Raw genomic sequence first — 13597 nt, 5'->3', positions numbered from 1 at the left:
GTGCCGGTCAAGTGCCGCCGGGGACCGGGCGATCCACGGCGGCCGGCTTGGTCAGCGCCGCGCCGTTGTCAGAGTTCGTCTTTGTCCCGGCCGTACAGCACGGCTTGCGGGTCCGGCTCGGCGAGTACGTCCTTGACCTGCCATTCCGCCCCCAGCGCCCCCGGTCGCGTCCAGAAGGTATCGGTTTCCAACACACTCAACGTGCCGGCCGCGCGCAAGCCGCTGACCAGCACGCTGGGCGAAGGCGACGAGTCGACACTCAGCAGTCGCGTCTCGTCCGCCGTGAAACCCGGCACATACTTCAGGAGCGCACCGCCGCGACACGCCAGGTAGACACTCTCGGCGACCGGACGGTTACTGCGGATGATGTCCAGGTACAGGCGCAGATCATTTTTGTCGGCAAAATTGTCCAGCAACCGCTGATCCAGCGACGATAGATTCAGGCCCAAAGGGATGACTTTGTAAAACGCCTGGAGCGCTTTGATGGTGTAGAAGAACAGCGGGTGATCGGGGGTGATATCAAAGCCGAGATGACCGAACCAGAACAGCTGTGAAATCGTGTCCACCAACCACGCACGGTGATCCTCCACCGGCTCAAGCGCCACGAGCCCCCGCGCCTTTGGCGGCGCCAGCACGGCGCCGAGGTATTCGCGGCCCTTGAAGCCGCCCAGCTGTTTTTCGGCCCAGCGCGCGGCGTCGTCGGCATGACCGAACAGCGGCCCGCAAAAGGACAGGAAGTGTGGGTTGTCCTGGGCGGGCCAGGGCGCGGCCTTGGGTTGCCACTGCGCGGTGACGCTTTGTTCCTTGCCCCACACCGTGCTCCTGACACGCACATACAAGTCGCCCTTGGTCGCGAGCCCGCGCACGTAGTCGGCGACGCTGGAGGCGCCTTCGAGCAACTGCGGTCCGAGCGTTCGGGCCTCGCTGCTCAGCGCTTGCCCCTCGTGCTTTCGCAAGGAATACCTCAGCAGCGCGCCGTCGGCGCACAGCAGGTAGAGCGGCAGGGCACCGTTGCCGGCCAGGTTGCTGAGAAAATTGACCGCGCCGGCCAGTACCTGGGGCGAGAAGAAACTCAGCGCCATGTCATCGCTCGCCGGCGCAATCGCCACGGTGGAGGCGCACAGATACAAGCCATCCAGCGTATACCCCTGGGGCAACAGGCCATCGACGAAGACCTGTTCGAAACGCGTGTAATCGGCGCGCACCAACGGCAAGGTCGTCATGTACAGGTTTTTCCGCGCATCCTTGAGTACATAACCGAACTGCACCTGTGCCTGCGGCGACGACACTCGCTGCACATGACGCACGGCGTCGTAAGCCTGGGTAAAGAGCGGACCGCACGGCGCATCGGCAAACACCTGCTTGATCGCCAGCGCCGCGACCTCGGCCAAGTCCGGCACGAACGGCCCGCTCAACCGTCGCGGGTGGCCCCACAGGCGGTTGCCGTTGACCACCCGCAGATCGCCGGCCTTCGCCACCTGCGTGACGAAGTCGACCGGGAGCAGCGTTCCGCTGCGCAGTTGCCGTTCGACTTCATTGTCGGCCACATCCCCCCTGACCAGGTTCAACGGCGCCAACGTCAGCTTGAGCGCCTCCTCCTCCGCCGACCCCGTCAGTTGATAACGCAGGATGCCCCCCTCGGGGCCAAACACATATTCGCGCTTGATGTGGACTTCACGGAACAGCAGGTTCGACAGCACGCTCGTGGGCAACATGCTCTGGTAGACCGCCTTTTGCGTGGCCGAAAACAGTATCTGTGTCTCTTGCTTGAGCACCGAGCGGTAACGCGCGACGATGATACTTCCCGGCGGGTACAGCCCTTGCGCGATCGCCGGGTCGGGATAAATCCAGTTCAGCGCAAAGCCCTGGGGCGGCACCACCAGCGGATCAGTCGCGACGAACACACCATCGGGCAGCCTGAGCAGGACGCCGCCATAGGTGCGGCGCCGGCCCTCACCGACAATGCCCGCGGCATACCGTGCCGCATCGTCCGGGTTGGCAAACGCGGGCCCCACGCGACGGCGGGTCAGGTGTTCGTAACCCGTCCAGGTGCGCGACACCCGCCCTTGCTGGTCCCAGCATTGGCTGGTACGCACCACGTAGAGCTCGCCGCTGTTGGCCCACTCCCTGACAAAGGTCTGCGTCGTCTTTTCACCGGAGGCCAATGCGCTGGCGGCCTGTTCAAAGGCACTTTCCACCGGCCCGCCGCCGCCCACGCGAAATGGCAGCGCGACGAATCTCAACAGGGCTCCCTCCTGCGTTGAAAAGTACACCGGCAGGTTTCTACCGCCGTTGTACTTCACCCCTCTGCGCTGGCTCTCGTACAGCGCCTCGTACAACACCATCGGCATCACAAAATAGCGGGTCAGCCAGGCACTGGATGGCGACAGCCCGGTCGGTTGCCATTGCTGCGAACGAAATAGCCCGCAGAGCGAAAACCCAGCGGGAAACCGATAGTCATTGTCTTCTGTCGGCGCAAACACGCTGTTGAGATTGAACAGCTTGACCCGTTCATTGACGCCCACCACCTCGGTGGCCAGGTACAACGCCTTGTCCCGGTGCTTGAGGATAAACGCAAAGTACGCCTGCTCCGGCAGGTTGCGCCCATGGACCCGCGCATGCAGATCGCGGGCGGCTTCGTCTGCCGTGCCGAACAGCGCGCCATAGGTCACATAGTCGGGAGCGCCGGTTCTGGGCGCGTACTCGAAAGAGGGCGTCCAGTCTTTGTAGATCGGCGAACGCGGGCCCCATAACACATTGCCTTGGATCACCCGCAAGTCACCCGCCTCAGCCAACCGGGTGACCCACAGCGCGGGTTTGAACAGACCGCTGTCCAAACGTTTTTGCAGCACGCTGCCGGCCGGTTGCGGCGCAGCGCCGGCAGACACCAATGCCTCATGCGTGGAGCCGCTCGGGGTGTACGCCAGCAGGCAGTCCTCGGCAGCCGACATATACGCCGGGCGCCCCGACTGGATCACATCGTAGATTTGGGCGGTGCCAAAAATCTGCAGGTTGATGAGGGCGTCTTCGCGCGTCCAGTTGCGCTGATTGACCCAGCCGGGGTCGACCATCGACAGCGCCGGGTGGGAGCCGTAGCGGCCGTGAATCGCGTAAGCCTCGGGAGGGATCAACGGACCGGGTAGTTCCGTCGGAAAAAACAGCCTGAGGGCAAACGGGTTGGCGTCGCTGGCCAGGGGCTGGGTGATAAAGAAGCGGCCTTCTTTGTCCTTGAGTACATAGCCGCCGTAGGTTCGCTCACGTCTTGGGCCGATCTGCTCGTGGGCATACACCGCTGCGTCGTGGGCAGAAATAAAGGGCGGGCTCAATACCGCCTGATAGAAACCGTTCAACACCGCCGAACGGTTGTCCAGCGGGCCGACGACACGCCAGAGCAAGCCGGCCTGGACCACTGACACCGACGTCGCGGCAATCACCCGGCGCACATAGTCACGCGGGCTGAGGCTGCCGGCCTTCAGCGCGGCCTGGGCGCCATTGTCACCGAGCACGCCATCGTCGCCGGTGTTGACCAGCGCACCGGCATCACTGGGCGCTGGCACCTTGAGCTCAAGCAGTGCGTCATCCGAGGTTTCGATGTAAAGGCGCAAAACTCGGCTTTTGTTCTGTATGTCCCGGGTCGCTTCTGACTGCACGATGGCCGCCACCAGCTCCGCAGGGGTCGGGAATGTGGCATACAACCAGGACTCGTTTTCGGGGATGTCCGTTGGCGTGGCTTTAGAGCGGTAGTAGAGGGCTTCGAGCCGAAAGTTGGAGGGCAGCTTCAGTTTGCCGGAGGCTTGCTCGGGGAAGAGCCCGGCGGCAGAGAACAATGCCCTGGGCGCGAGCTCGGGGTAGGTCGCGATGTAACTTTCGCTTTGGGTGTGTTTCAGTACAAACCCGAAGGCATACTCGCCAGCCGCCGACGCCGACAGGGCTAGCGCCGCCATCACGGCCAATTCAGGCTGTGCGAATACCTGGGTGAAAAATGGCTGCTCCTGGGTCACTTGCGTCACGGCGGCATTGACTCTCCAACCCCGCTTCATCTGCCCACGCACGCCTCCCCATTGGCGGTTGGGCACCACTACCCGCAGGTCGCCGGCATCGGCGGTCATCCAGATCAATGACTCCCGATCCGCAGAAGCCGGGAACGGCTCCTCGCCGAGAAGGCGCTTTCTCAGCAGGACCTCCGCCGCCGAACCCGAGGTTGTGTACTTAAGCAGCGAGCCCTCGGGGCCGCACAAATAATGAGCGCGCACCGAGCTGCGGTGCTCAATGATAAAACTCAGGTCCGCAGGCGAAAAAAAACTGATCATCATCGAAGCATGATCATCGCTAATCCCGGGGTTTCTCGCTTTCACCTGCTCCAGGTTCGGCGGGTGAGAATGGTAAAGCGCCTCGCAACTGTAGCCGTTTGGCGCGATGAAGTTGTCGTCGGCATCCGTGGCCAGCAAGATCCGATGATCGAAGGTCAACTGCTGGTCAGCGATTGGCGTCGTGGCGAAGTAGCGGTTGCCTTGTTTAAGAATGGCACCCCCGTATTCCTTGTCGGCCACCGAGTAGTCGATCCGCTCATAAGCCCAACGGGCGGCATCGTCGGCCGACATAAACAACGGGCTGAGCGCCGGAAGGACCGGTATATGTCCAGGGGTTTGTTGCGGCAGTTCCGTAAAGTCATTCATGTTTCACCTCATCGAAGAAAGCGTGCGTCCTGGCAAATAATCGCCGTGACGCACCCCTTCAAAGATGGAGTACACCGCTCGTTCAGAGACGGTAGATAGGTATGACTTATTTAGGCCCTGTACGAAAAGTACTGTCACAAACACCCAATCGCACACGCCAGTGAGGCCATTACTGCATCGCGTTTCGCGAGCATGTCAAAGCGCGCATCGATGCAGTGGCTCTCCCGTGTATTGAATGCAAAGCGCGAATCCCGGAAGACCCGGACAGCAGCGTGGCACCGCATCTCCATGCCCTCTTTCGGGGCTCCCGCCTGCACGACCCTGCGACCGCGAGCCAAAGCGGTGCACCAGGCTTGCCCGCGACACCCAGCGTGACGATTTAAGTGGAGGTTTCGGGCCTTAGGCACAGGCCTTGCTATGCACTCTTCAGCTTCCAACTCTGCCACTAAAAAAATCAAATCCCCGGAGATCGCACCATGAAGCGTCGTAGTTTGCTCAAGGCTTTCACCCTATCGGCATCGATTGTCGCCATGGGCATGACCTGGACTGTGCAGGCCGCCGAGACCATCAAGGTCGGCATCCTGCATTCGTTGTCCGGCACCATGGCCATCTCCGAAACCTCGCTCAAAGACATGGCGCTGATGACCATCGACGAGATCAACGCCAAGGGCGGTGTGAACGGCAAGATGCTGGAACCGGTGGTGGTAGACCCGGCGTCGAACTGGCCGCTGTTCGCGGAAAAGAGCCGGCAGTTGCTGACCCAGGACAAGGTCGCCGTGGTATTCGGCTGCTGGACCTCGGTGTCGCGCAAATCGGTATTGCCGGTGTTCGAAGAACTCAACGGCCTGCTGTTCTACCCAGTGCAATACGAAGGCGAAGAGATGTCGCCGAACGTGTTCTATACCGGTGCAGCGCCAAACCAGCAGGCGATCCCGGCGGTGGAATACCTGATGAGCGAAGAAGGCGGCAGCGCCAAGCGCTTCTTCCTGCTGGGCACCGACTACGTGTACCCGCGCACCACCAACAAGATCCTGCGTTCGTTCCTGCATTCCAAAGGCGTCGCGGATAAAGACATCGAAGAGGTCTACACCCCGTTCGGCCACGCCGATTACCAGACCATCGTCGCCAACATCAAGAAATTCTCGGCGGGCGGCAAGACCGCGGTGATCTCCACCGTGAACGGCGACTCCAACGTGCCGTTCTACAAAGAGCTGGCCAACCAGGGCCTCAAAGCCACCGACGTGCCGGTGGTGGCGTTCTCGGTGGGCGAAGAAGAACTGCGCGGCATCGACACCAAGCCGCTGGTGGGCAACCTCGCCGCCTGGAACTACTTCCAGTCGGTAGAGAACCCGGTGAACACCAAATTCGTCGCCGACTGGAAAGCCTACGCCAAGAAACACAACCTGCCGGGCGCGGACAAAGCCGTGACCAACGACCCGATGGAAGCCACCTACGTGGGCATTCATATGTGGGCGCAGGCGGCGGAGAAGGCCAAGTCCACCGACGTCGACAAAGTGCGTGAAGCCCTCGCCGGCCAGACCTTCGCCGCGCCGTCGGGTTTCACCCTGACCATGGACAAGACCAACCACCACCTGCACAAGCCGGTGATGATCGGTGAGATCCAGGCCGACGGGCAGTTCTCGGTGGTGTGGCAGACCCAGGAACCGATCCGCGCACAGCCATGGAGCCCGTACATTCCCGGCAACGACAAAAAACCTGATTACGCCGTGAAAAGTAACTAAGCCCCAGCGCAGATCGACATGTGGGAGGGGGCTTGCCCCCGATAGCGGTGGATCAGTCAGCACATGCATTGCCTGACCCACCGCTATCGGGAGCAAGCTCCCTCCCACATAAAGCCGACCCGTGCATGCTCAGGACATTTTGTTATGCCCACTGCCCTCTACCGCTTGATCCTCACGGCCTTGCTGTTGCTGCCTGTTGGCGCACACGCCGGCGACGCCGAAGACTTCCTCGCCGCCAACCCGACGCAACAAGCCAAACTGCTGCAGGACTGGGCCGCCCAGCCCGACCCGGCGCGCATCGAGTTGGTGGACGCGCTGCAACAAGGCCAACTGACGGTCAACGGTGAAACCAAGACCGTGCGCCTGAACAACCGCCTGCGCGGTCTGATCGACAACGTACAGGCCAGCCTGCAACTGCTCGCCGCCGACCCCAAGGTACGCCTGGCCGCCGCGCAGACCCTGCAAAAAACCGCACAACCGGCGCAGCTCAAGTTCCTCGACCAGCGTGTCGCCGCCGAAACCGTCGAGGAGGTACACAGCGCCCTCAGCCTGGCCCTGGCCAACCTGCAACTGGTGGACAGCGACCCGCTGGTGCGTTTGGCCGCCGTGCGTCTGCTCGGCAGCACCGGCGACCCGTTGGCGCGCACACGCCTGGAAACCCTGCTCGCCCCCGGCGTGGAAACCGACGCCGCCGTGCATACCGCCGCCGAGACCAGCCTGGCCCAGGTCAAGCGCAAACTGATGCTGGGCGAGCTGCTCGGCCAGGCCTTCAGCGGCATGTCCCTCGGTTCGATCCTGCTGCTCGCGGCCCTGGGCCTGGCGATCACGTTCGGCCTGCTGGGCGTGATCAACATGGCCCACGGCGAGATGCTGATGCTCGGCGCTTATTCCACCTATGTGGTGCAGTTGCTGATGCAGCGCTACGTGCCGCACGCCATCGAGTTCTACCCGCTGATCGCACTGCCGGTGGCGTTTTTCGTCACCGCCGCCATCGGCATGGCCCTGGAGCGCACGGTGATTCGTCACCTGTACGGCCGCCCCCTGGAAACCCTGCTCGCCACCTGGGGCATCAGCCTGATGCTGATCCAACTGGTGCGCCTGGTGTTCGGCGCGCAGAACGTCGAAGTGGCCAACCCCGCGTGGCTGTCCGGCGGCATTCAAGTGCTGCCCAACCTGGTGTTGCCGTACAACCGCATCGTGATCATCGCCTTCGCCCTGTGCGTGGTGGTGCTGACGTGGCTGCTGCTCAACAAGACGCGCCTGGGCCTCAACGTGCGCGCCGTCACCCAGAACCGCAACATGGCCGCCTGCTGCGGCGTGCCCACCGGGCGCGTGGACATGCTCGCCTTTGGCCTGGGCTCCGGCATCGCCGGGCTCGGCGGTGTGGCGCTGAGCCAGATCGGCAACGTCGGCCCCGACCTGGGCCAGAGCTACATCATCGACTCCTTCCTGGTCGTGGTGCTCGGCGGTGTCGGCCAATTGGCCGGTAGCGTGATGGCCGCGTTCGGCCTGGGGATCGCCAACAAGATCCTCGAACCACAGATCGGCGCCGTGCTCGGCAAGATCCTGATCCTTGCGCTGATCATTCTGTTTATCCAGAAACGCCCGCAAGGCCTCTTCGCACTGAAAGGACGGGTGATCGACTGATGAACCAGCCATTGATGCTCACGGCCACGCAAAAGGCCGGCCCCAAGCTGACGATTGCCGTCGGCGCGCTGATCCTCGGCGTGCTGCTGGCGCTGCCGTTGCTGTCGCTGCTGCCAGCGGACAACGCGCTGCATGTCTCGGCCTACACCCTGACGCTGGTGGGCAAGATCCTCTGCTACGCCATCGTCGCCCTCGCGCTCGACCTGGTGTGGGGTTACGCCGGGATGCTGTCCCTCGGCCACGGCCTGTTCTTCGCCCTCGGCGGTTATGCCATGGGCATGTACCTGATGCGCCAGGCCTCCGGCGACGAGTTGCCGGCGTTCATGACCTTTTTGTCGTGGACCGAATTGCCCTGGTACTGGGTCGGCACCGAGCACTTCCTCTGGGCACTGTGCCTGGTGGTGCTGGCGCCGGGGTTGCTGGCGCTGGTGTTCGGCTTCTTCGCCTTCCGCTCGCGGATCAAGGGCGTGTATTTCTCGATCATGACCCAGGCGCTGACCTTCGCCGGGATGCTGTTGTTCTTTCGCAACGAGACCGGGTTCGGCGGCAATAACGGCTTCACCAACTTCCGCAGCATCCTCGGCTTCGGCATCACCGAACCGGGCACGCGCGCGGTGTTGTTTGCCGCCACCGTGCTGTTGCTGGTGAGCAGCCTGTACATCGGCTGGCGCCTGGCCCGCAGCAAGTTCGGCCGGGTGTTGACCGCCTTGCGCGATGCCGAGAACCGCCTGATGTTCTGCGGCTACGACCCGCGCGGTTTCAAGCTGTTCGTGTGGGTGTTGAGCGCAGTGCTGTGCGGCTTGGCGGGGGCGTTGTACGTGCCGCAGGTGGGCATCATCAACCCCAGCGAAATGTCGCCAACCAATTCCATCGAAGCCGCCGTGTGGGTGGCCCTGGGTGGGCGCGGCACCTTGATCGGGCCGCTGCTCGGCGCCGGGGTGGTCAACGGCATGAAGAGCTGGTTCACCGTGGCGTTCCCAGAGTACTGGCTGTTCTTCCTGGGGGCGTTGTTCATCATCGTCACCCTGTATTTGCCCAAGGGTGTGATCGGCCTGTTGAAGAAACGGGGTGAACAATGAGAGTGACTGCGACGGCGGAATTTATGCTCGAACCTATTCTCGACACCGGCAACGGCCGCGATGCGATCGGCATCGGCCAGGCCGCCGGCACGGGCCTCGATACGCGCCACGGCACGATCCTGACCCTGGAAGACATCAGCGTCAGCTTCGACGGTTTCAAGGCACTCAACGCCTTGAACCTCTACATCGGCGTCGGCGAACTGCGCTGCATCATCGGCCCCAACGGCGCCGGCAAAACCACGCTGATGGACGTGATCACCGGCAAGACCCGGCCCAGCCACGGCAACGCCTGGTTCGGCGAAACCCTCGACCTGACCGCGATGAGCGAAGTGCAGATCGCCCAGGCCGGCATTGGCCGCAAGTTCCAGAAACCCACGGTGTTCGAAGCCTTGAGCGTGTTCGAAAACCTGGAGCTGGCGCAGAAGACCGACAAGTCGGTGTGGGCCAGCCTGCGCGCACGCCTGAGCGGGGAACAGAAGGACCGCATCGATGAAGTGCTCGACACCATCCGACTCACCGCCTCGGTGCATCGCCCGGCCGGCCTGCTGTCCCACGGCCAGAAACAGTTCCTGGAAATCGGCATGCTGCTGATGCAAGACCCGCAACTGTTGCTGCTCGACGAACCGGTGGCGGGTATGACCGACGCCGAAACCGTATTCACCGCCGAACTGTTCAAGCGCCTGGCCGGCAAGCACTCGCTGATGGTGGTGGAGCACGACATGGGGTTTGTCGGTTCGATTGCCGACCATGTGACCGTGTTGCACCAGGGCAGCGTGCTGGCTGAAGGGTCGCTGGAACAGGTGCAGGAAAACGAGCGCGTGATCGAGGTATACCTCGGGCGCTGAGTTCGCTTTTTTGTAGGAGCGAGCTTGCTCGCGAAAATCGTTAACGATAACGCGGGCAGCCTGAATGCACGCGGCGCCCTCAGGTTTTTCGCGAGCAAGCTCGCTCCTACAGGGAATAGAGGAGGTTTTGAGAATGCTGCAAGTCGACAAGTTGCACCAGTATTACGGCGGTAGCCACATCCTGCGCGGGCTTTCATTCGAGGTGCAGGTCGGCGAAGTCACCTGCCTGCTCGGCCGTAACGGCGTGGGCAAGACCACCCTGCTCAAGTGCCTGATGGGCCTGTTGCCCGCCAAAGAGGGCGCGGTGAACTGGGAAGGCAAGGCCATCACCGGTTTCAAGCCGCACCAGCGCGTTCACGCCGGGATCGCCTACGTGCCCCAGGGCCGCGAGATTTTCGGGCGGCTGACCGTGGAAGAAAACCTGCTGATGGGCCTGTCGCGCTTTCCCGGCGCCGAGGCCAGGGAAGTGCCGGGGTTTATCTACGAACTGTTCCCGGTGCTGCTGCAAATGAAGTACCGCCGCGGGGGCGATTTGTCCGGCGGCCAGCAACAGCAACTGGCGATCGGCCGCGCCCTGGCCAGCCGGCCGCGCCTGTTGATTCTCGATGAGCCGACCGAAGGTATCCAGCCGTCGGTGATCAAGGAGATCGCGGCGGTGATCAAGAAGCTCGCGGCCCGTGGCGACATGGCGATCCTGTTGGTGGAGCAGTTCTACGACTTTGCCGCCGAACTGGCCGACCAGTACCTGGTGATGTCACGCGGGGAAATCGTCCAGCAAGGCCGTGGCGAAAATATGGAACGCGACGGTGTGCGCGGTCTCGTAACCATCTAATCTGTAGCGTCCTAACGATAAGCACACGCCATGAACCTGCCCGTTTCCACTGCCCTGTTCACCCCCAGCTGGCACGCCGAGCTGGAACTCGGCTACGCGCGTTTCGGCGCCACCACGCGCCCGGTGATGCGCCGCCACCTCGGCCCGCTGCGCGTGCAGAAACACCTGTACGCCGAAGGCCCCGAGGTGTGCCAGCACATCATCGTGCATCCGCCCGGTGGCATAGCCGGCGGCGACCGCCTGGACATCCGCGCCCACGTCGCCGCGGGCGCCTGGGCGCAATTGACCAGCCCTGGCGCGGCCAAGTGGTACCGCGCCAGCGGCCCGGCGTTTCAGCAACTGGAGCTGAGCGTCGAGGCCGGCGCCACCCTGGAATGGCTGCCTCAGGAAACCATCGTGTTCAGCGCCGCCCAGGCCGAACTCAGCACACGCATCGCGCTGCACGGCGATGCGCGGCTGTTGTACTGGGACGTGGTCGCCCTCGGCCGCCCGGCCAGCGGCGAGCGCTTCGACCTCGGGCACTTTCAATCGCACCTGGATATCCGCCGCGACGGCCAGTTGCTCTGGCACGAACGCCAGCGCATTGTGGGCGACGATGGCTTGCTCGACTCACCGATCGGCCTGGACGGACAACCGGTATTCGCCACCTTGTTGCTGACCGGTGATATCGAGCCTGAATTACTCGAACACTGCCGCTCGCTGCCCCATGCGGTGCGCGGCGACCTGACCCAACTGCCCGGCTTGCTGGTCGCCCGCTGCCTGGCCAGCGAGGCGCTGCTGGCGCGGGGCTGGTTGATTGATTTATGGCGGCTGTTGCGCCCGGCGGTGCTGGGCCGAGAGGCCGTAGCACCGCGAATCTGGAGCACATGAAGATCAACATGTGGGAGGGGGCTTGCCCCCGATGGCGGTGGGTCAGTTACAGATGCATTGCCTGACACTCTGCTATCGGGGGCAAGCCCCCTCCCACACTTGATCTCCATTGTATTTAAGAATGCATTTTATGAAGGACCTTGAACCATGGACCTGACCCCACGGGAAAAAGACAAACTGCTGATCTTCACCGCAGGCTTAGTTGCCGAACGGCGCCTGGCGCGCGGCGTGAAGCTCAACTACCCGGAAACCATCGCCTACATCTCCGCCGCGCTGATGGAAGGCGCCCGCGACGGCCGTACCGTGGCCGACCTGATGCACTTTGGCACCACCCTGCTCAGCCGCGAGCAGGTGATGGAAGGCATCCCGGAGATGATCCCGGATATCCAGGTGGAAGCCACCTTCCCCGATGGCACCAAACTGGTGACCGTCCACCAACCCATCGCGTGAGGCCCAGCCATGATTCGTGATGCAACCGAGCAAGACCTGCCAGCGATCCGCGACATCTACAACGACGCGGTGCTGAACACCACGGCGATCTGGAACGAACAGCCGGTGGATCTGGCTAACCGCCTGGCCTGGTTCACTGCGCGCCAGGCGCAGCGCTACCCGATCCTTGTCGCGGTGGAAAACCACGAAGTGACGGGCTACGCCTCGTTCGGCGACTGGCGCCCCTTCGAGGGTTTTCGCTACAGCGTCGAGCACTCGGTGTACGTGCGCAACGATCAGCGCGGCAAAGGCCTCGGCCCACGCCTGATGCAAACCCTGATCGAACGCGCGCGCGCCGGCGGTAAACACGTGATGGTCGCCGCCATTGAAAGCGGCAACCAGGCCTCGCTCCGCCTGCATGAGCGCCTGGGTTTCAGCACCACCGGGCAGATGCCGCAAGTGGGCATCAAATTCGGCCGCTGGCTCGACCTGACCTTTATGCAACTGACCTTGAATCCGGGCGCCGAACCGCCCCAGGAGTGAGATCGATGAACGCCGCGCAACTGCGTCGAGTCAATGCTGAAAGTTTTGCCCACTATCGCCAGGGCTTGATCGAGCTGTTGCTGGATGCGGTCAGGCACGGCGCGTCGATCGGCTTCATGGCCGACTTCGATGAGGCCCAGGCCCGCGCGTATTTGCACGGCGTGCAAGCGAGCATCGAAGACGCCAGCCTGTTGCTGTGGGTGGTGGTGCGCGACGAGCGGGTGATCGCCAGCGTGCAACTGGCGCTGTGCCAGAAAGCCAACGGTCTGAACCGCGCCGAAGTGCAAAAACTGCTGGTCCACAGCAGCGCCCGCCGCCACGGCCTGGGCCACCAGTTGATGCACGCCCTGGAACTCGCCGCGCGCCAACACAAGCGCGGCCTGCTGTACCTGGACACCGAAGCCGGCTCCGAGGCCGAAGCCTTCTACCAGGCGCTGCGCTACACCAAGGTCGGTGAACTGCCCGATTACTGCCAAAGCCCGGACGGGCGCTACAGCCCGACCGCCATCTACTACAAGACCCTGGGGCAACCTGCATGATTCCTGGTGAATTTCAGATCCAGCCTGGCGACATCGAACTCAACGTCGGCCGCCGCACCGTCAGCCTGAGCGTGGCCAACAGCGGCGACCGGCCGATCCAGGTGGGCTCGCACTATCACTTTTTCGAGACCAATGACGCGCTGACCTTCGACCGCGCATTGAGCCGCGGCATGCGCCTGAATATCCCGGCGGGCACCGCGGTGCGCTTCGAGCCGGGGCAGAGCCGTGAGGTCGAGTTGGTCGACTTCGGCGGTGGGCGGCGGGTGTTCGGGTTTGCCGGGCGGATCATGGGCGACCTTTAGGGCCTCATCGGGGGCAAGCCCCCTCCCACAGTTGGAACGCATTCCCATGTGGGAGGGGGCTTGCCCCCGATAGCTGACTCACATTCAACATAA

At 63.1% G+C, this 13597-nt stretch carries 11 protein-coding genes and 1 pseudogene; 11 read left to right on the top strand and 1 reads right to left on the bottom strand.

The window, feature by feature from the left end; genetic code table 11:
- Positions 1-68: 68 nt before the first annotated feature.
- A complete protein-coding gene (locus ACP7E3_RS26920) occupies positions 69-4676 on the bottom strand; it encodes a DUF4329 domain-containing protein (protein WP_426124926.1) in 4608 nt (1535 codons plus the stop codon).
- 476 nt (positions 4677-5152) lie between these two features.
- Here ACP7E3_RS26920 and urtA point away from each other — a divergent pair, with 476 nt between their 5' ends.
- The 11 genes and pseudogenes from urtA to ACP7E3_RS26865 all read left to right on the top strand — a co-directional run bounded on the left by urtA (position 5153) and on the right by ACP7E3_RS26865 (position 13504).
- A complete protein-coding gene (gene urtA, locus ACP7E3_RS26915; protein ID WP_017849694.1) occupies positions 5153-6418 on the top strand; it encodes an urea ABC transporter substrate-binding protein in 1266 nt (421 codons plus the stop codon).
- A gap of 144 nt (positions 6419-6562) precedes the next feature.
- Positions 6563-8065 (top strand): urea ABC transporter permease subunit UrtB, encoded by a 1503-nt coding sequence (urtB, locus tag ACP7E3_RS26910; protein WP_017849695.1) that lies wholly within the window; start codon positions 6563-6565, stop codon positions 8063-8065.
- Positions 8065-9144: an urea ABC transporter permease subunit UrtC gene (gene urtC, locus ACP7E3_RS26905; protein ID WP_017849696.1), complete on the top strand. Its 1080-nt coding sequence runs from the start codon at positions 8065-8067 to the stop codon at positions 9142-9144. The genes urtB and urtC overlap by 1 nt, the downstream gene beginning before the upstream one ends.
- Positions 9141-9989, top strand: a complete 849-nt coding sequence (gene urtD, locus ACP7E3_RS26900) for an urea ABC transporter ATP-binding protein UrtD (protein WP_426124923.1) — start codon at positions 9141-9143, stop codon at positions 9987-9989. Before urtC ends, urtD begins: the two co-directional genes overlap by 4 nt.
- 24 nt (positions 9990-10013) lie before the next feature.
- Positions 10014-10100, top strand: a pseudogene (locus ACP7E3_RS26895) (outer membrane lipoprotein carrier protein LolA); the annotation flags it as partial.
- Between the two features lie 22 nt (positions 10101-10122).
- Complete coding sequence (urtE, locus tag ACP7E3_RS26890; RefSeq protein ID WP_169881363.1) at positions 10123-10821, top strand: urea ABC transporter ATP-binding subunit UrtE; 699 nt, start codon at positions 10123-10125, stop codon at positions 10819-10821.
- Positions 10822-10851: 30 nt separating this feature from the next.
- Positions 10852-11691 (top strand): urease accessory protein UreD, encoded by an 840-nt coding sequence (locus tag ACP7E3_RS26885; protein ID WP_126589075.1) that lies wholly within the window; start codon positions 10852-10854, stop codon positions 11689-11691.
- 147 nt (positions 11692-11838) lie between these two features.
- Positions 11839-12141: an urease subunit gamma gene (locus ACP7E3_RS26880; protein WP_010213535.1), complete on the top strand. Its 303-nt coding sequence runs from the start codon at positions 11839-11841 to the stop codon at positions 12139-12141.
- 9 nt (positions 12142-12150) lie between these two features.
- Positions 12151-12663 carry a GNAT family N-acetyltransferase gene (locus tag ACP7E3_RS26875; RefSeq protein ID WP_046384868.1) on the top strand — a complete coding sequence of 171 codons (513 nt, stop codon included), beginning with the start codon at positions 12151-12153 and terminating at the stop codon, positions 12661-12663.
- A gap of 5 nt (positions 12664-12668) precedes the next feature.
- Positions 12669-13202 (top strand): GNAT family N-acetyltransferase, encoded by a 534-nt coding sequence (locus ACP7E3_RS26870; RefSeq protein ID WP_017849701.1) that lies wholly within the window; start codon positions 12669-12671, stop codon positions 13200-13202.
- Positions 13199-13504 carry an urease subunit beta gene (locus tag ACP7E3_RS26865; RefSeq protein WP_017849702.1) on the top strand — a complete coding sequence of 102 codons (306 nt, stop codon included), beginning with the start codon at positions 13199-13201 and terminating at the stop codon, positions 13502-13504. The genes ACP7E3_RS26870 and ACP7E3_RS26865 overlap by 4 nt, the downstream gene beginning before the upstream one ends.
- Positions 13505-13597 lie beyond the last annotated feature (93 nt).

This window comes from Pseudomonas sp. PSPC2-3, from assembly GCF_049898265.1.
Taxonomy (GTDB): Bacteria; Pseudomonadota; Gammaproteobacteria; order Pseudomonadales; family Pseudomonadaceae; genus Aquipseudomonas; species Aquipseudomonas veronii.
This window is presented reverse-complemented; position numbering and strand designations above follow the sequence as displayed.